The following is a 19034-nucleotide window of genomic DNA, read 5'->3' on the forward strand; positions in this document are numbered from 1 at the left end:
CAGTTGCCGGAATGCGCAGCAAGTATATCCCAGGTCAGCATTTTTTTGCGCCGGGATAAAGGCGAAAATCACGCAACTGCCCCGCTTTGCGCGCTGTTTCAGCATTTTGTCAGCCATTAGCGGCGCAGAGACAAAACGGTGCGCGCCAGCCCGCACCGTTTGCCGCTCAGGTTTTACTGCGGATAGGCTACCCAGTCGCCGCCGTTAAGGCGAATCCACGGTTTGCCCTGATACATCATCACGACGGCGTTATCATTTTCCGACACCACCGGCGTCTGCGGCAGGTTATCCGCCAGCACCGACATGTTGACGTTCGGTGCGTTGAAGACCTGACCGTCCACCACCCGCGACACCAGTTCCGAGATGGCCAGCAGGCTGAGCGGCGTATCAATGGTCAGCGGCTGGCCCTGATGCGGGGCTTTCATGCCGACGAATTTGATGCCAACCGGCACGTGGGTGATGCCCGGGCTCGGAATGTCGCGCAGCCCGGACATCTGCATTTTATCCCCCTGCAGTGCCGCACCGTGCTCCGGCACCACCAGCACCATCACCCGGCGTCCCGACTTCTCCAGATTGGTCAGGAAGGTATCGAGCTGGTCGAACAGTACCCGTGCGCGCGGCTGCCACTCGGCGGTGCGAGTGCTGCCCAGCTCGCGCGTACCGTCGTGCAGCGGAATCAGGTTGTAGAAGGTGGCGCTGCGCGCATCGCTGCTTTTGCTGCGGTCATCAAGCCAGCGCTGCATCAGCTGCCCATCGTTGTACACCGGCGAACCATCAAAAGACGTCAGCTCCGGCGCAATCCCGGCCTGCGACATCAGCGGCGCCTGCATGTTGCCATCCTCGCGCAGCTCTTTCAGGTAGTTACCGAACACACCGGTATGATCCATCATCAGCTGCTGCTTAAAGCCCAGCTTCGCCAGATTATCAAACAGATAGCAGCGCTGGTCGGTGGCTTTATACAGGTTACTGTGTGAGGTCTGGCCGCAGCTGGCGCGCAGCAGGCGAATACCGGCCGGGCCGCTGTAGCCGGTGGCGGAGTTATAGTTGTTCAGCACGATATCAAAGTGCTTCCACAGCGGATGGTCACGCAGCTGCGCCACATCAATGTCCGACCACGCCAGCGAACAGATGTTGATCACCAGAATATCGAACGGCTGCGAATCGGCGGGCAGCGCATCCGGGAAATGCGTGACGCGCTGGCGTTCGCTGTCGTAAAAGCGATTCAGCCACGCGGTGAGGTTGGCGCTGGTGGGCGGCGCGCTTTGATCGAGTCCCGCCGCGGCCGGGCTGGCGGCCGGTTTGTCGTTCAGCGCCACCGGCGGTGCGGCGGCTTTGCTGGGCAGCAGGCTGACCGCCGGGCCGGCGAGCGTCAGCACGTTCAGCCAGATCAGCGCCAGCGACACCAGCACGGTGACGCGAATCCACTGCGCCACGAACAGGTAAATCACCAGCAGCACAAAGGCCGCGCCGATCATCTCCCAGTTAATAAAGCGCTGCAGCAAATCCAGCAGATAGGCCGGCGAGAATCCCGCCACCTGGCTGCCCTGGCTAAGCAGCGAGTTCAGACCCGGCAGCCAGGTATCGTGCCAAAACAGCGCGAAGCCAATCGGCAGCGAAACCCACTGGCGCAGACGATGCAGCCGCGCTGACGGCAGCGGAAACAGCAGCCACGCCAGAAACACCAGATTACTCAGTGCATGGAAGTTGAGATAGCCGTACCACAACAGACCAAATTTGATCAGAAAGTAAAAGTTCCAGCCGCCGAGGCCGCGCCAGCGCGCCGCGTGCAGCGTCGAAGGTGTGTTATCCATGTTTATCCGTTTTGGTCGATTGGCGTTGCCACTGCCCTTCCGATTTGAGGGCGCGGGCAGGTAACAGGCGCATCAGCAGGCTGGTGCTGCGCTGCGGCAGCCAGCGTCGCCACAGCGATTTCAGGAACAGCAAAATCAGTAACAGCAGGATCGCCACCTGCACACCATCCATCAGCGTCATACGTGCGGCTCCCCGAGATCTATGATGATTGGCTGCGGCGTCTGAGGGCTGCGCGGCGCGGCCGCTGCCGGCGCGGCTGGTTGCGCAGCGGCCGGTACCCTGAGCGGTTCGAACTGCGCCACCGGCGTCAGCTGCCGCACTTTATTCACCTCCGACAAAATCTGATTGTCGGCAAACCACACCATGCGGTTGCTGAACAGCTCGTCGTGCGGCAGGGAAAATATCGATTTCAGGGCAATGTCCAGGTCGTTAAAGCGGCAGGAAGAGAGGAATAAATAGAGCCGATCGTCAACCAGCGTCACCAGGTCGCCAAAACGACGTGGTTTACACAGCGTCAGCACCTGCGGCGGCGACAGCTGCGGCACCGGGCGCAGCGCCACCATCAGCCCTTTGTCGTTTTCCGGCAGCAGCGTATTGTTCATCAACTGCTGTACCGCCGCACAGAAACGCTCCAGCGGCAAATAGCCTTTCTGCTGCAGCGGCTGTAGCGCCTGCACCAGCGCCGGCAGATCGGCCGGCACGTGGCGGGTAAACTGCTGGCCCTGCACGCCTTCCAGCGCGGTCAGCAAGCGCGACAGCGGCGCCGCCGTTGGGACAATGCTGTTAACGCCGCACGCCAGCAGCAAACGTTCATCACTGTAGCGCAGGCTGGTACCGAGTTCCCGCACCACGATTTTCAGCGCGTTGCCGCGCGATCGCCGCAAACCATGGACCATGCTCGCCAGAGTCGGCACATCCTGATTGTGGGCCAGGCTAAAGATGACCGTGGCGGCGTTAGCCTGCTGCCCGCGCGCATACACGCTCTCGTTATCGCTGAACAGTTGCCACTGCGCGGAAAGCGGCGGCGCCCCTTCCAGCACATCCTGCTGGGCCAGAAACTGGTTTTCATCATTGAGGCTCAGCGGCTGTGACGCGGCAGCTTCAGCCTGCGCAATAAACTGATTATCAATACAGTTCAGGCGGATAGCGCGGTCGGCCAGCAATTTATCGGCGGAGTACCACCAGTTAATTCGATATTGCCAGCTATCCTGCTGAAATTCTAAATGGGCGACACCATCAAGCTGACGAAAATAACGCTGCAGATGATTTCGCAGGGGAATAATTGCGGTTCCGCAGGTGATCATTAGCAGCGTCATTTGTTTTTTTAACAGAACCCGGCGCAAGCCTTTTATCCACACGGTCAGTTCATCCGGGGATAATTTGCTCCACAGCGCCGCCTGACTATAAAACATGACCAGACCGCTACGTTTATTCATTACGCGCGCCATATCGCTGGCCAGATGTTGCAGGCTGGCTTTATTGGCAGGCAGCGAAAATAAGGGAATACGCGCCGGACCGCCGGGCGGATCGGGTGTTAACAGCGCCTGCGGGGGTTCATCCGCGCTCACCAGCGTGGCCGCCTTTTGCTGGCTAACCACCTGACGTAACAGCGTTCGTGCGTCTTCGGGCCGCTGGCAGGTTATCCAGTAAAATCCCGGCGACTGCAGGGCGATTAATTCCTGTTGTACCTGCTGCAGGCCAAGCGTATAAAGATTTTTCATATTAGCGTCGCGATCTGTACAATCCAGGCTAGTTTAATATAGACGGCAACGATTGGAACTGCTGAAATAAAAAAAGCTGCGCACGCGCCAGACTGTTTGAACTTTGCCGGGTCAGAAATCGCTGGCTGCGGTTTTATACGCGACAAGAAAAATATCACCCCTCTTTATCCGTTGTCGTTTCTTTGGTGGCAAAAAAGTAATGAAAACTGAAAATGCTTTTTCACTGATCGCTGTCGGCAGCGAAGATCAGGATGATATTAACGCCCTGAGTGACGCCTTTTCACTGAAGGCGTTTCGCTATATTGATATTGCCCGTGAAGCGCGTCTGCAACAATTGCTGTCGCGCTGGCCGTTGTTGCAGGAATGCACGCAGGGACCGGAGTCACCACGCTAATGCCGGTTCTCGCCTTACAGGGGCTACGCGGCGGGTGCGGCGCGACGGCACTCAGTGCCGCGCTGGGCTGGGCGCTAAACGCGCTGCAGCAGTCGGTGCTACTTATCGACCTTTCGCCAGCCAACCAACTGGCGGCCCACTTTAATCTGCCGCTCGACACGCCGCACGGCTGGCTGCGTGCGCAGCTGGATAACCAGCCGTGGCAGCACAGCGCGCTGCGCTATCAGCCGGGGCTGGATTTCCTGCCGTCTGGCACGCTCACGCATCAGCAGACCTTATCCTTAACCGCAGCGACAGCGGAAATTGCACAACCGCTGCTTAAGGCTTTGCCGGCCCTGAAACAGCGCTATCAGTGGATTATTTTCGACCTTCCGGCGGATCTGCTGCCGTGGCAGCAGGCGTTCATTCCGGCCGCCGATCGGCTGCTTCAGCTGTTAACGCTGGATGCCAACTGCCAGCTGCGCCTGCACCGCGCGCACTTTTCGCCGCAGACGCTGTTTCTGATTAACCAGTTCAACGCCAATAGCCAGCTGCAGCAGGATCTGCATCAGCTGTGGCTGCGCTCGCTTAAGAAACTGATTCCACAGGTGATTCATCGCGATGAAGCGCTGGCAGAAGCGCTGATGATGAAACAGCCAGTGGGCGCCTGGCGTCCGCATGCGCTGGCCAGTGAAGAGATCAATACGCTGGCCAACTGGCTGCTGCTGCATGTTGCCGGAGGTGGCGCATGAATGCGCTGCGCTGGCTGCTGGTGCCGCAGGCCTCGCAGGCATTGCAGCAGCGCGCGCACCTGGCGCGTCAGCACGGCGCCGGGCGGTTAACGGTCGCGCTGCATCTGCTGTGGTGCGTGCTCGCCTGGTCGCTGCTGCGGCTGGAAACGCCGGCGTGGCGGCGCGTGCTGCAGCAGCGTCAGCGCTACTTCCCGCATATCTCTCCGCTGCGCCCGCGTCCGCTCGATATTGTGCGCTATGCACTTCAGAGCCTGTGGCTGCTTATCATGCTGCCGCTGGACGGCAGCGCGCGCAGCGAGCGTAAACGTTTTAACGCCTTTGGCTCGCTGTTCCACTGGCGCCAGCAGCTGTATCAATGGCTGGCGCAGCTGCCGGCGCGGCTGGAGCACAGCGGCGTGCCGCAGCGCAGCGAACGCTGGCTGCAGCGCCTGCCACGGCGCGTGCGTCAGTTGCTGTTCATCGTGGTGGCGATCGCCGCCAGCCTGCTGGCGCTGCTGTGCATCTCGCAGCCGTTTGATATTACTACGCAGTTTGTATTTGTGCTGCTGCTGTGGGCGCTGGCCATGCTGGTACGCCGTATGCCGGGCCGGCTGGTGACTATCATGCTGATTGTGCTGTCGCTCACCATCTCCTGCCGCTATCTGTGGTGGCGCTATACGGAAACCCTCAACTGGGACGATCCGCTCAGCCTGACGTTTGGCCTGCTGCTGATTGGCGCGGAAACCTACGCGTGGACAGTACTGGTGCTGGGCTATTTCCAGACGCTGTGGCCGCTCAACCGCCAGCCGGTCTCCATGCCGCCGGAGATCGCCAGCTGGCCCAGCGTCGATATTCTGGTGCCGACCTACAACGAGCCGCTCAGCGTGGTCAAACCCACCATCTATGCTGCGCTGGGCATCGACTGGCCGCAGGATAAACTCAACATCTATATCCTTGATGACGGCACGCGCGAGGAGTTCCGCGAGTTTGCCGCCAGCGTGGGCGTCAATTACGTGGTGCGCCCCAGCCACGAACACGCCAAGGCCGGCAACATCAACCATGCGCTGAAAACCACCTGCCGCAGCGAATACGTGGCGATTTTTGACTGCGACCATGTGCCGACGCGCTCATTCCTGCAGCTCACCATGGGCTGGTTCCTGAAAGATCACCGGCTGGGCATGCTGCAGACGCCGCACCACTTCTTCTCGCCAGACCCATTTGAGCGCAACCTCGGCCGCTTCCGCCAGACGCCGAATGAAGGCTCGCTGTTTTACGGTCTGGTGCAGGATGGTAACGACACCTGGGATGCCGCCTTTTTCTGCGGCTCCTGCGCAGTGCTGCGCCGCAGCGCGCTGGATGAGATTGGCGGTATCGCGGTGGAGACGGTGACGGAAGATGCGCACACCTCACTGCGACTGCACCGCCGCGGATACACCTCAGCCTATATCCGCATTCCACAGGCCGCCGGGCTGGCGACCGAAAGTCTGTCAGCGCATATCGGCCAGCGCATCCGCTGGGCGCGCGGTATGGTGCAGATCTTCCGTCTCGATAATCCGCTGTTTGGCAAAGGGCTGAAGCTGGTACAGCGGCTGTGTTACGCCAATGCCATGCTGCACTTTCTTGCCGGTATCCCCCGGCTGATCTTTCTGCTGGCGCCGCTGGCGTTCCTGCTGTGCCATGCCTACATCATCTATGCGCCAGCGCTGGCCATCGCCATCTACGTGCTGCCGCACATGGTGCATACCAGCCTGACCAACTCGCGCATCCAGGGGCGCTGGCGCCACTCGTTCTGGAGCGAGGTGTATGAAACCGTGCTCGCCTGGTACATCGCCCGCCCCACCACCGTCGCGCTGTTTAATCCGCACAAAGGCAAATTCAACGTGACCGCCAAAGGGGGCCTGGTAGAAGAGCGCCATCTCGACTGGGTGATCACCAAACCCTATATGCTGCTGGTGCTGCTGAACATTGCCGGTATCGGCATGGGCTTCTGGCGCATGGCGCACGGCCCGGCCAATGAGCTGCTCACCATCTGGGTCAGTCTGGTGTGGGTGGTTTACAACATGATTATTCTCGGCGGCGCGGTGGCGGTGTCGGTGGAAGCGCGTCAAATCCGTGAAGCGCACCGCGTGGAGATCGCCATGCCGGCGGCGCTGGCACGCGCCGATGGTCATATGCTGCCGTGCACGCTGCGCGACTACTCTGACGGCGGCGTGGGCGTCGAACTGCGCGAGCCGGATGCACTGCGCGAGAACGAAAGCGTCTCGCTGCTGCTGCGGCGCGGACAGCAGGAGTTCAGCTTCCCGTGCCAGGTGCAGCGCGTATTTGGCCGCCGCGCGGGTATCCGCCTGCACCAGCTCTCCACCCGCCAGCACATCGAATTTATTCAGTGCACCTTCGCGCGCGCCGATACCTGGGCGCTGTGGCAGGACGGTTTTCCGGAGGATAAACCGGTGCAGAGCCTGGCGGACATTATGCTGCTCGGCTTCAAAGGCTATTTGCGGCTGGCGGAGTATGGTCCGGCACCGCTGCGCCGCCTGTTCCGTGGCCTGACCGCCGGACTGCACTGGCTGGCAACGCTGTTGCCGCACAACGTCCGTCCGCGACCAGCAACGCTCAACACTGATTTTACCTAAGCTGATGATATGACCATGACGAGAAAACTGAGTTGGTTCACCGCCCTGCTGCTGGGCACGGCGTCTCTGGCGCAGGCGGCACTTCCGGCGGCGCTTCCTGCTGCACCGCCTGCGGCAACCTCTGCGCCGCTGTCCGACGTGAACCAACCGCTCGATGCCAGCGCCCCGCTGCGCGATAGCCAGCTGCTGTTTACCCAGGTGGCACCGCCGCCGGGTAGCATGACGCTGCGCGGCACCGTCCCCACCAGCCAGATTGAGTTCGGCGTGCGCAGCGACGAAGTGGTCACGCGCGCGCTGCTGACGCTCAACTACCGGCCTTCGCCGGCGCTGCTGCCGACGCAGTCGCAGCTCAAGGTGTATCTCAACGATGAACTGGTGGGACTGGTCACCGTCACCGCCGATCAGCTCGGCAAAGAGAACCAGACGCAGCTGGCGATCGACCCGCGCTACATTAGCGACTTCAACCGCATCCGCCTGGAACTGGTCGGCCATTACGCCAACGTGTGTGAAAATCCGGCCAACAGCACCATCTGGCTGGATATCGGTAAAGCGAGCAAACTGGACCTGACGCTGCAGAAGCTGCCGCTGAAAAACGATCTCTCTCATTTCCCGGAGCCATTCTTTGACGCGCGCGACAACCGGCCGCTGCAGCTGCCGATGGTGTTCAGCGGCCAGCCGGATGTGCAGCAACAGCGTGCGGCAGGCCTGCTGGCCTCGTGGTTCGGTAGCCAGGCGCAGTGGCGCGGCCAGTCCTTCCCGGTGCTGTATAACCAGCTGCCGGAAGGGCAGCATGCGGTGGTGTTCGCCACCAACGATCGCCGGCCTGACTTCCTGCAAACGCTGCCGCCGGTGGACAAACCCACCGTGGAAATGGTCAGCCAGCCGGACAATCCCTATCAGAAGATGCTGCTGATTCTCGGCCGCGACGATAACGATCTGATCACTGCAGTAGAGGGCATTGCGCAGGGTGAACTGCTGCTGCGCGGCGAGCGCGCCACCATCGAGAGCGTGAAACTGCTGGCCCCGCGCCAGCCGTACGATGCGCCAAACTGGGTACGCACCGATCGCCGCACCACCTTTGGTGAACTGACGCAGTATCAGAACCAGCTGCAGGCTGATAGCCTGCAACCCAACCCGATTAGCCTGACGCTTAACCTGCCGCCGGATCTGTTCCTGGTGCGCGCACGCGGCATTGATATGGACCTGATCTATCGCTACACCTCACCGGTGCAGCAGGACGGCTCACGGCTGGCAGTGCATCTCAATAACCAGTTCATGCAGGATTATCCGCTGACCAGTAAAGATGGCGCGGGCCAGCAGCTGATGCGCATTCCGCTGATGCAGGGCCTGCAGGACAACAGCCGTCAGCTGACCATTCCGGCACTGCGTCTCGGTGTGGTGAACCAGCTGCGCTTTGATTTTGATTACGCCAATACCTTTATCGGCGGCACTGCCGATGGCCGCTGTGAAACCGTCACCCCCGTCGCGCACCATGCGGTGATCGACGATCGCTCCAGCATCGATTTCTCCGGCTATCGTCACTACATTGAAATGCCTTCGCTCGGCGCGTTTGCCAGCGCTGGCTTCCCGTTCAGCCGCTTCGCCGATCTGGCGCAAACCCTGGTGCTGGTGCCGGCAAAACCGGAGAGCGGCGAAGTCAGTACGCTGCTTGACGCGCTGGGGGCGATCGGCGCCCAGACCGGCTATCCGGCACTGCGCGTGCAGATGAGCGATGACTGGCGCAACGCCAAAGACCACGATGCCGATCTGCTGCTGATCGGCAGCATTCCGCCGGATCTGCAGGCGGACACGGCGATCAATCTGCTGGTGGATCGCACGCGCAGCACCCTCAACATGCCATCGCGCCCGGGCAGCGCGCCCAACGTGCCACTATCAGCCAGCGAGCGCACTGCCGAAAGCCAGACCGGCATCAGTTCGCGCGGTCCGCTCGGCGCCCTGGTTGGCTTCCAGTCGCCGTTTCACGATCAGCGCAGCGTGGTCGCGCTACTGGCTGACAGCCCGCGCGGCTGGGATTTGCTGAATGCAGCGCTGCGCGACAGCGGCAAACGCGCGGCGATGTTCGGTTCCGTCAGCATCGTCCGGGAGTCCGGCGTCAACAGCGTGCGCGTGGGTGATACCTACTTTGTCGGGCATCTGCCGTGGTGGGAGCGGTTGTGGAATCTGCTGGCCACCCATCCGGTATGGCTGGCGATATGTGCCGTACTGGTGGTGATCCTGTTCGCCCTGATGGCCTGGCGCCTGATGCGCATGGTGAGCCGTCGTCGCCTGGCTGAGCTGGATGACGATGAATAAGTTACCGCTTGCGCTGCTGATCGCCAGTGCGCTGGCCGGCAGCGTGGCGGCCGCGCCCGGTCCGCAGGTGGCGCCGGTCGCGTGGCTGCTGATGCAGATTCGTACCGGCGAATCCACCAACAAATACGATTTGGTGCAGCAGTCGCTGTACCGGCTGGAAAAAATCGATCCGGATAACCCGCAGGTGCTGGCGGCACGCATTCGTATGGCGCTGCGTCAGGGCGATCAGGCCAAAGCGCAGCAGCTGTTCGATGCGCTGCAAAAGGCTGCGCCGGATGACGCCGCCACGCGCGAATCTGCGGCAGGTTTGCGCCTGATGAGCCCCGAAGGACGTCAGCAGCTGCAGCAGGCGCGGCTGCTGGCCACCGCCGGACGGCTGCCGGAGGCCAAAACCGCGTGGGATGCGCTGTTTCACGGCGTCTTTCCCGATGTAAACACCGAACTGGAGTACTGGCGACTGGTGGCGCGCCTGCCAGGCCAGCAGCCGCTCGCCTGGCGTCAGTTGCAGGCGCTGGAGCAGCGTTATCCGGGCAATATCGGCGTCGAGCTACAGCTGGCGCGCATGGCGTTTGATAATAATCAGCCGGATCAGGCGGTGACCCAGCTGCGTCAGCTGGCCAACCGCGACGGCGGCCGCGATGCCGCGTCTGAATTGTGGCTGCAGCAGATCCAGAACCAGCCGGTGAGCGAGCGCAGCGTTGCCAGCCTGCAGCAGTATCTGCAGGTGTTCACCAGCGGCGATGCGCAACAGCGCGGAGCGGATGAGCTGGCGCGTCAGCAAAAAATGCTGGCCGATCCGGCCTTCCGCCAGCGCATGCGCGGCCTGGCGCTGGTCGAAGCTGGCGGCGGCGCGGCGGCAATCGGCGCATTACAGGCGGCGCTGAAGGCCAATCCGGACGACGCCGAACTGCTCGGTGCTATGGGCCAGGCACAGGCGCGTGCCGGTCACCGCGCCGCCGCCATCAGCTGGCTACAGAAAGCGACTCAGGCGGGCCAGGCCAGCACGCAAATCGGCAAGTGGCAGTCCCTGTTACAGACCAATCGTTACTGGCTGGCTATCGACAGCGGCGACGCGGCGCTGAAGCAGGGGGATTTATCCGGCGCTGAGCGGCAGTACCGCAGCGCGCAGGCCATCGACAGTAATGATAGCTGGGCGCTCATCGGCCTCGGTGATGTGGCGCAGGCGCGTAAAAACAGCGCGTTAGCCCGGCAGTACTGGCAGCAGGCGCTGCGCCTTGACCGCAGTAACGGCACGGCGCAGCAGCGCCTGAGCAATTTACGTATTGAGAGCCTGCTGGCCGACGCAGACGCGCTGGCGCAGCAGCAGCAATGGCCGCAGGCGGTAGCGAAATACCGTGAGGCGGCTCAGGCGCGACCGGATGATGTCTGGCTGGCCTGGCGGCTGGCCAATGCGCTACGCAGCAGTGGTGACAACCAGGCAGGCGCGGCAGTAATGGCCGCGATGGTGCGCCAGCAGCCGCAGCAGCCTGCCGCGCTGTATGCGGCGGCACTGTGGCAGTCATCCGGCGACGACGATGCCGCCGCGCTGGCCACGCTGCACCGTTTACCCACCGCTCGCTGGGACAGCAATATGCGCGAACTGGCGGACCGCCTGGCGCAAAACCAGGCATTCGGGCGCGCCGCAGAATTACGCGCCCGCGGCGATGAAGCCGCCGCCATCCGCTTGCTGCAACAGCAGCCGGCCTCGTCGCGCCGCGACATTACGCTGGCCGACTGGGCGCTGGAGCGGGGCGATGCCACAACAGCGCTGGCCGGTTATCAGCAGGTGCTGCAACAGGACGCCAGCAACAACGATGCCGCGCTCGGCCGCATCGAAGCGCTGCTTGCGCTGCAGCGCACCACCGAGGCCCGTGCAGCGCTGCACAGCCTGCCGGAAAGCGTGGCACAGCAGAGCCTGAACAGCGGCCGGCGCGTGGCGCTCGCCTGGCAGAACAGCGGCGATACCAGCAAAGCGCGGCAGCTGTTCAGCGCGCTGAAAACCCGCGCCGCCGCTGTCGCGCCGTCACAGGAAAAAGCGCTGGTGCTGCGTGACGCCGCGCGGCTGGAGAGACAGCAGCGCCAGCCCGCGCTGGCACAGCAGGATTACCGCGCGGCGATGGTCGCCAGTGGCATCACGCCTGCGCTGCCAGACGATAACGTCCGCTATACCCGGCTGACGCGCACGCAGGCACAGGACGACTGGTTAAAACGCAGCATTCGCAGCGACGCCGCTGACCTGTATCGCCAGCAGGACACCACCGTGACGCTGGAACAAGACTACTCGCGCGACAAAGGCAACGGTGGCACCTCCGATTTCACCGCTCATACCACCATGCTGCAGGCGGAAACCCCGCTGGCCGATGGCCGCAGCTTTGTGCGCGTCGATCACGTACAGGTGTCTGCCGGGACGTTTTCCACCACGGATGGCAGCCACAGTGAACTGTTCGGCAGCTGTAACGACGCCAACGCCGGGGGCTGCCGGCGCGACTTCACCCAGCGGGACGAAGGTACAGCGCTGGGCGTCGGCTGGCACAACGATCGCTGGTCCGCCGATATCGGCACCACGCCGCTCGGTTTCACCGTGACCAACTGGGTCGGTGGCGTAAGCTGGAAAACCGACCTCGACGATCTCGGCGTCACCTTTACGGCTTCACGTCGCCCAATCTCCAGTTCGCTGCTGGCTTACGCCGGCGCGCGCGATCCGGCCACCAACGGCGGCAAAAACTGGGGCGGCGTCGTCGCGACCGGCGGCGGCATCGGCCTGAGTTACGATCGGGGCGGCGCGCACGGCGTGTGGGCCGATCTCAGCGCCCATCAGATCAGCGGTGAAAACGTGGCGGATAACAGCCGCGAACGGCTGATGGCGGGCTATTACTACAAGCTGATCAATAGCGACAACCAGCGCGCCACCATCGGTCTGAACAGTATGCTGTGGCACTATCAGAAAGATTTGAGCGACTACACCTTTGGTCAGGGCGGCTATTACAGCCCGCAGCGCTACTTCTCGCTGGCGGTACCGCTGACCTGGCGTCAGCGCACGGAAAACTGGTCGTATGAACTCGGTGGCTCGGTGTCGTGGTCACAGTCAACCACCGACGCGCAGGCGCGTTACCCGGTGAATCCGGGCTTTACGCTGGCCAGCAATCCGCCATCGGACAGCAGTTCAGGGCGCGGTTTCGGTTATACGCTGCAGGCGCTGGTAGAGCGGCGCATCACGCCGCACTGGTCGCTGGGTTTAGCCATGGACATTCAGCAGGCGAAAGATTACACCCCAAGCCACGGGCTGCTGTATGTGCGCTATTCCATGGCCGGCTGGAACGGCGACATGGATATGCCGCCACAGCCACTGGAACCGTATGCGGATTTTAAATAAGCATACTATTTACCCTGCAGTTCTCTCAGCATCGCAGCCCGCAGGATCGCGTTGAGGCGCGTCTGGTAACCTTTGCCAGGCGCCTTTAACCACTCAAGAATATCCGCATCGATTCTGATCGAAGCCTGGGTTTTTACCGGGCGGTAAAAACGCCCCCGTTCGGCTGCCTGCCAGAAACTGTCGTCTAACGGCGCAATATCATCACACTGGATGTCACTGTCCTGTTTCCGGCTCAAAGCATCCAGCTCCGCCTGTTGCTTGTCGGTGAGCGGCGGTAATTCACTGCGTTTAAACCTGACTTTGCTCATAGCGCCTCCTCTCATTACGCGTTGCATGGCGTGCGCTGATAATCCTTATTCGCTCAACATCTGTTTCGAAGCGCACCGTATGGGCCACCAGAATGACCACATGCCCCATGACATTACCAATGGTTTGCCAGCGATATTCCCCATTTTCATAACGATCCTGTACCGACAGGTGGAAAGGATCCTCAAACACGCGGGCTGCAACTTCAAAGCGGATACCATGCTTGCGGAAATTTGTTTCCGCCTTGGTGGTATCCCACTCAAACTCCGGTTCCGTTTGCATTTATCATACGCTTTTGTCTATACATTTTAGCATGACAAATTGCGTGCAGTACGCGCTGATGGTGTTGATCCGGCGCAATAGCTGCACGTTCAGTACAGGAATGAAATGAAATACAGACAGGTCTGGAATCGAGTGAGGCGCTGGAACAGCGGTTTGAAGCCAGGCGGGCGGGCCTGATGGTGATCGGCCGGACGGAAGGTGAATCCCGCCCGGCACAGAAAGGCTATCGCTTCTCCTGATAAGCCAGCCAGGTCAGCAGTTGCAGGCTGGCGGAGAAATAGTTTTGCTCCGGCGCTAAGCGGTCGCTGAGGTAGCGGGTTTCATTGAGCGTCAGGTCGCGCACCGCGGTCAGGCCACCTTCCATATTGTAAGGTGCCGGGGTATTGGCCAGCACATCAAACCACGCTGGCGTGGTGTCGCGCGCGTAGCCCTGCCAGACGCGCTGGAATGGCACCAGCCGCAGGCTTTGCGGATCGTACCACCAGATATTCAGCGGAATACGAATCGCGTCATAGCTGAAGCGGTTGGAATATCCGACCGCCGGCGCGACGGAGCCATCGGCGTTCAGCGCCACCCAGTCCAGCGGCAGGCCGGTTTTGCCAAACTGCATGTCGCCCAGCAGCGCAAGGCCATCATCAATCAGCGTGTTCCACACGCGCAGATGGCTGTGCTGCGCAAACTCCTGCCATGCGGCGAACAGGAAATAGGAAGGGTTAAGCACCACATAGCTGGTTTTATTGAAGCCCTGCGCGCCCGGCAACATCACCTTGCGGCCGGCGTAGTCGATCACCGTTAGCTTGATGACCGCGCGCTGAATGCGATCCGACGCCTGCTGATAATCACCGCCCCACTTCTGCGCCGCGCGCTGCAGCGCCCAGGCGATCAGCACATCCCCGTCCGAAGCATCATTTTTATCGGCGATGGGATCGGCTGCGCCCGGCGTATAGCGCCAGTAGAACAGGTCATTCTGCGGATTGCGCAGATGGGTACGCGTCCACTGCCACAGCAAATCAAAGGTGGCGCGATCGTTATACGCCACCGCCAGCAGCATGCCGTAGCCCTGGCCTTCGGTGTGGCTGACGTTGTTGTTGGCCGTATCGCTGATGCGGCCGTCGCTGCTCATAAAGCGGCTTTTGTAACTGCTCCAGCCATCGGCCGCCGCCTGAGCACTGAAAAATATCACCATGAAACACAGCATCCACTGACGCCAGAACCGCATCACTCTCATCACAGCTTCCTATTGGTATCGATAATGCAGCGTGCCGCCGTCGATTTTTTCCAGCGTCAGCGGTACCGCCGCGCTGCCACCCTGCGCACGTAGCCACTGCGCGTACACGCCGGCCAGCACTGCGCTCAGCGCCAGCTGCCAGCGTTCTGCATCAAGCTGGCTGTCGCCCTGCGGCAGGGCATGGTGCTCAAGCATAATCGCGTTCTGCTGCGGCTGCAGCTGAACAAAGCCCCAGTTAAAGCGCGCCAGCTGAAGATTAATTTCGCGCTCCAGATCCTGCACGGTGCGCGCCTCCGGCAAAGGATAGCGCGTTGCCAGCAATTCGCCCACGCCGTTGAGGAAGGCTTCCGCCTCCGCGCCAGCGTTATCCAGCATGCTCTCAATCATCACGCTGACCAGATCAAACCAGCCCGGCTGATACGGATGGCTGATGCGTGCGCCCGGTTGCTCACTCATTAGTTGTCTCCAAACAGATAACGGAAGTACAGATTGGCTGTGCTTTCGTTGTAATCGCCAAAGGTGTCATAGCCGAGCTGGCCGCCGATGGTGACATCTTTATTAATCTTATAATCGGCACCGGCGTGCAGGTTATAGCCGATACCGTTTTTGCTCTCACCGCTGTAATAGGCACTTTTGACAAAGCCCTGATCGGCGAGGCTTTGCAGCTGGGACTGCAGCGACGGATCGTTGGGGAAATATGCGCTCTTGTCCTGGCTGTACGACTGATAGCCGACCGAACCGCCAACGTTGACTTTCAGGTCATCAAACTTGCGGCTGAAGTCGACAGGGAACGATACCGCGGCATAATTCTGCGGACTGAAATAGCCGCCCTGACCGTAGCTGAAGTAACTCAGGTTTTTGGAGAAATCCATCCACGACAGGCTCATGCCGACCTTCAGCTCGCGGTCGTCGTAGTGGTAAGGCCGCACGTAAGCGCCCGCCGTGGCCTGTACGCTGTTGTTGCTCGCCACGTTCTCGCCCAGATAGCTGTAAGCGCCGCCGCCGACGTAGAAACCCGCGTCGCCGTTATCGAAGCTCAGCATGGCGTTGCCGCCGTTTTTGGTGACGCGCCCCCAGCGCTTGCCGCTGGTCTTGTCCTCCACGCCAACGTACGACAGCAGACTGTCGGTCATGGCGCGGCGTTCACCGGTGAGGATCAGCGTCAGGAAATCGGTCAGCTTCGGTGACCACTGCACGCCGCCCACCAGCGTACTGAGATCCTGGCCGAGCGGCGTGCTGCCGAGGTCGATTTTGTAGCTGTCGCCCTTCAGCGCCATATTCAGTTCCACGCCGGTGGCCTTTTGCGAATCGGTCGATGAAGACGGCGTGTCGTCTATCTTGGCCGCGCCGGATGCCACCACATTGCCCTGCACCAGCGCGTTGCTGCCGAAGCGACGCCACGCATCACCGGCCGCACTGCCAGCGGTGAGCGACACCGGCGTCATCGTAAAGTCGAAGCGCGACTCGCCGAACGGCACGGTCGAGAAGGTCAGTGGCGCTTTGGCTTCGGTCAGCTTGCTGAGCCCCGATTCGCCGTCGCGTCCGCGCACCTGCATCTGCCCCTGTACCCAGGTGCCGGTTTTCTCCTGCAGATTGTCCATCATCTCGTCAATCTGGCGCAGCGTCTGGCTCTGCCGGACCGCCGGCGTGGTGCTCGCCAGCGTGACGTCCTGCGCGCTGCTGCTGGTGGCCGGGGCCGTTTGCCACGGCATTACCGTGCCATAACTGGAAGGCGAACCGGACACCGGCGAGGTGCTGCGGTTGATAAACGGATTGTCCGCCAGCGCCAGACCGCCAACGGTCGGCACGCTGCCGCTCTGTGCGCCCTGCAGACCAATCAGCTGGCCGCGCGCGCTGCGCAGGTAGCTCATCGCCTGGCTGTGCTCGCCGTTAGCTTCCGCCACGCGCGCCAGCAGTAACAGGCGATCCGGCGTCTGCTCATTGCGCAGGCCGCGGGTTAAGGTGTTCGCTTTGTCGACGTCGTTCTGCGCCAGGGCCACATCAATAGCACCGGTGCGCGCATCCTGAGTGGGCGTATCCTGCGTCAGCAGATAGTCATACACCACGCCCGCTTCTTTGTTCATCTTGCCGGACTGATACAGACGCGCCATGGCAAACATCAGATCGCGGTTCTGCGGATCGTGCTGCAGCGCCCCCACCAGCTTGTCATAGGCGGCGGCGTACTGCTTCTGCTCGCGCAGGCGATCGACTTCATTGATGAGATAACCATTGCGGATGCCGGCCAGCTGCGTGGGCGTACTGCGCGCCTGCAGCTCCGGACTGCTGAGGAAGCTCTGTGCTTCGGTCGTCAGTCCCGCCTGATTCAGTACCGCCACCTGCGCGGCGTAATCACCGGCGTTGCCCTGCACGCCGCGCTGCATGTTGCCGCGCACCACCGTCACCGCCGTGGTGAGATCGCCGGCTTTGGCCAGTTTCTGTGCCAGATTACCGGCATCGACCGGATTGGCGGGCGGCGTGGCGGCCAGCGCGCGCAGCGTATTGGCCGCCGCCGCGTCAGAGCCCTGTGCCAGATAGCGATCGGCGGTGGCCATTTGCAGATTGAAATTCACGCGCTGCGCCAGTTCGCGCATCTCACTGTTCTTGCTGCCGTTGGGAATGCGCGCCAGCAGCTGGCTGGCCTGCTGCCAGGCACCGCTCTCGCTGGCGTTGAGCGCACCGGCATACAGCTCGCTGGTGCTGGCACCGCTGCGCAGGGTCGGCTGCATGACGTTGGCAGCCAGTAAACTATCGCCCTGCGCACGGTAGATGCGCGCCAGATCGAGTCGCAGCCAGCCGTCGCTGGGATAGCGCTGAATGGCGCTGTTCAGCGTGGCGATGGCTGCACTGCGGTTGCCTGCCGCCAGCTCGCGTTTTGCCTGCGCACGCAGCGGATCGCTGCTGTTACCGCGCGGTGCCACGCTCTGGCGCACGCTGTCGGGCAATGATGCCAGCAGGGTATTGGCTTCGGCGCTGCGGTTTTGCTGGCGCAGCACGTAAAACAGTCCCTCTTTGGCGCTGCGGTTATCGGCATCGCTCTGCAGAATGGCCCGGTAGGTTTGCTCCGCCTGCTGCAGCTGATTGCTGCGGCGCAGCACATCAGCGCGGAACAGCTTCGCCGATATGCCTTTTTCGCCCTCGGCCTGCGTCAGCGGCTCACTCAGCGCCAGCGCCTGCGCGCTGTCACCGTTTTTCAGCGCCTGCTGGGCATTCGCCAGCTGCGCGTAAAAGCGGGCGTCGGCCGCCTGCTGCTGACGCTGCTGGCTCTGATCGCCGCCCAGCTGTGCGGCGCGCGTCAGATAATCGGCGGCTTCGGCGTAGCGTCCGGCGCGCTGCGCCACGTAGCCCATACCGGCCAGCGCATCGGCGTCCTGCGGGTTGGCCTGCAGCACTTTTTCAAAGTTGTTCTGCGCACCGCTGACGTCGCCGCTGTTCAGCGCGCTAAAGCCCGCGCCCTTCTCCGCGCCGCCGACATTTTTGCGGTAGTAATCCACCACGGCGCTGTCCTGCGGATGGCGCTGCTGCCAGGTCTGGTACAGCGCGGCGTCCGACGCCTGCGGCGCCAGCCACAGCAGCGCCTGACGCAGCGAGCGATCGGCCTCTTTATTACCGTCCGCCATGCTGGCCAGCACATCAATGCCCTGGCGGCGCGTCGCCTCCTGATAGGTCAGCGCTTTGCCCAGCGCCAGCTGAGCGCCGGTATCCTGCGGATGGTCGGCGGCAAACTGCCGCAGCGCCTCCACCGCCTGGGGCAGCAGCGTGCGGTCGCCGGCCATGGTCAGATAATATTCTGCCGCCACGCTCGGCGGCGGCTCGTTGCCGCTGAAGGTGTTACGCCAGGTTTGCAGCGCGGCGGCGATGTTACCGCTGCGCGCCTGCTGACGCGCCAGCGACAGCTGCGCCTGCGGAATGCTCTGCAGCTGTCGCGCGTTGTCCAGCTCCGTCAGATGCGGGTCGTTGGGCGATACCGCACTCAGGCGGGCGCGCCATTGTGCCGCATCGGCCGCGCTGCCGCTTTGCTGTGAATAGAGCGCCAGCAGATACAGCGCCTGGGTATTGTTCGGCTCCACCATCAGGATTTTTTGCAGCGAGGCTTTCGCCAGATCGTCATGCGCTTTCTGATGCCAGTAGGCCGCCTGGTCGAACAGTGCCTGTAACGCCGGATTGGTGCTCTCCGCCGCCAGCAGCGGCTGTGAGAACGTCAGCGCGCCGCCCAGCAGGAACGCCTGACGAATACCGGCACTTATCAGCTGTTTTTTCATTAT

General features: G+C 62.0%; 13 protein-coding genes. 5 read left to right on the plus strand and 8 right to left on the minus strand.

Annotated features, from left to right (window positions below; genetic code table 11):
* Positions 1-173: 173 nt before the first annotated feature.
* Genes bcsG through bcsE form a run of 3 tightly spaced genes read right to left on the minus strand, consistent with a single transcriptional unit; the run spans position 174 to position 3533 of the window.
* Positions 174-1811, minus strand: coding sequence for a cellulose biosynthesis protein BcsG (gene bcsG / locus ERD80_RS15645; RefSeq protein WP_136547553.1), 1638 nt, complete (start codon positions 1809-1811; stop codon positions 174-176).
* Positions 1804-1992, minus strand: coding sequence for a cellulose biosynthesis protein BcsF (gene bcsF / locus ERD80_RS15650; protein ID WP_010617915.1), 189 nt, complete (start codon positions 1990-1992; stop codon positions 1804-1806). The genes bcsG and bcsF overlap by 8 nt, the downstream gene beginning before the upstream one ends.
* Positions 1989-3533 carry a cellulose biosynthesis protein BcsE gene (gene bcsE / locus ERD80_RS15655; protein WP_136547556.1) on the minus strand — a complete coding sequence of 515 codons (1545 nt, stop codon included), beginning with the start codon at positions 3531-3533 and terminating at the stop codon, positions 1989-1991. Before bcsE ends, bcsF begins: the two co-directional genes overlap by 4 nt.
* A 199-nt stretch (positions 3534-3732) precedes the next feature.
* On the opposite strand from bcsE, the gene bcsR reads away from it, so the two are divergent.
* The 5 genes from bcsR to bcsC are packed head-to-tail and all read left to right on the plus strand — an operon-like array spanning position 3733 to position 12956.
* Complete coding sequence (gene bcsR, locus ERD80_RS15660) at positions 3733-3927, plus strand: cellulose biosynthesis protein BcsR (protein ID WP_021507005.1); 195 nt, start codon at positions 3733-3735, stop codon at positions 3925-3927.
* Positions 3927-4658 carry a cellulose biosynthesis protein BcsQ gene (bcsQ, locus tag ERD80_RS15665; protein WP_136547558.1) on the plus strand — a complete coding sequence of 244 codons (732 nt, stop codon included), beginning with the start codon at positions 3927-3929 and terminating at the stop codon, positions 4656-4658. The genes bcsR and bcsQ overlap by 1 nt, the downstream gene beginning before the upstream one ends.
* The gene (gene bcsA / locus ERD80_RS15670) at positions 4655-7270 is read left to right on the plus strand and encodes a UDP-forming cellulose synthase catalytic subunit (protein ID WP_136547559.1); all 2616 of its coding nucleotides are present in this window, start codon (positions 4655-4657) and stop codon (positions 7268-7270) included. Before bcsQ ends, bcsA begins: the two co-directional genes overlap by 4 nt.
* 9 nt (positions 7271-7279) lie before the next feature.
* The gene (gene bcsB / locus ERD80_RS15675; RefSeq protein ID WP_136547561.1) at positions 7280-9583 is read left to right on the plus strand and encodes a cellulose biosynthesis cyclic di-GMP-binding regulatory protein BcsB; all 2304 of its coding nucleotides are present in this window, start codon (positions 7280-7282) and stop codon (positions 9581-9583) included.
* Positions 9576-12956, plus strand: a complete 3381-nt coding sequence (gene bcsC / locus ERD80_RS15680; protein ID WP_136547563.1) for a cellulose synthase complex outer membrane protein BcsC — start codon at positions 9576-9578, stop codon at positions 12954-12956. The genes bcsB and bcsC overlap by 8 nt, the downstream gene beginning before the upstream one ends.
* 5 nt (positions 12957-12961) lie before the next feature.
* Here the strand turns inward: bcsC and ERD80_RS15685 are convergent, their stop codons facing one another.
* The 5 genes from ERD80_RS15685 to ERD80_RS15705 all read right to left on the minus strand — a co-directional run bounded on the left by ERD80_RS15685 (position 12962) and on the right by ERD80_RS15705 (position 19031).
* Positions 12962-13264, minus strand: a complete 303-nt coding sequence (locus tag ERD80_RS15685) for a BrnA antitoxin family protein (RefSeq protein ID WP_058775497.1) — start codon at positions 13262-13264, stop codon at positions 12962-12964.
* Positions 13245-13544 (minus strand): BrnT family toxin, encoded by a 300-nt coding sequence (locus tag ERD80_RS15690; protein WP_136547565.1) that lies wholly within the window; start codon positions 13542-13544, stop codon positions 13245-13247. Before ERD80_RS15690 ends, ERD80_RS15685 begins: the two co-directional genes overlap by 20 nt.
* Before the next feature lie 223 nt (positions 13545-13767).
* Positions 13768-14772, minus strand: coding sequence for a glycosyl hydrolase family 8 (locus ERD80_RS15695; protein WP_125309566.1), 1005 nt, complete (start codon positions 14770-14772; stop codon positions 13768-13770).
* A 9-nt stretch (positions 14773-14781) separates the two neighbouring features.
* Entirely contained in the window at positions 14782-15228 is a 447-nt protein-coding gene (gene bcsD, locus ERD80_RS15700) for a cellulose biosynthesis protein BcsD (protein WP_058758083.1), read from the minus strand.
* The gene (locus tag ERD80_RS15705) at positions 15228-19031 is read right to left on the minus strand and encodes a cellulose biosynthesis protein BcsC (RefSeq protein WP_136547567.1); all 3804 of its coding nucleotides are present in this window, start codon (positions 19029-19031) and stop codon (positions 15228-15230) included. The genes bcsD and ERD80_RS15705 overlap by 1 nt, the downstream gene beginning before the upstream one ends.
* Between the last annotated feature and the right edge of the window lie 3 nt (positions 19032-19034).

The organism is Pantoea sp. R102, from assembly GCF_004916815.1.
GTDB classification, from domain to species: Bacteria; Pseudomonadota; Gammaproteobacteria; order Enterobacterales; family Enterobacteriaceae; genus Pantoea; species Pantoea dispersa.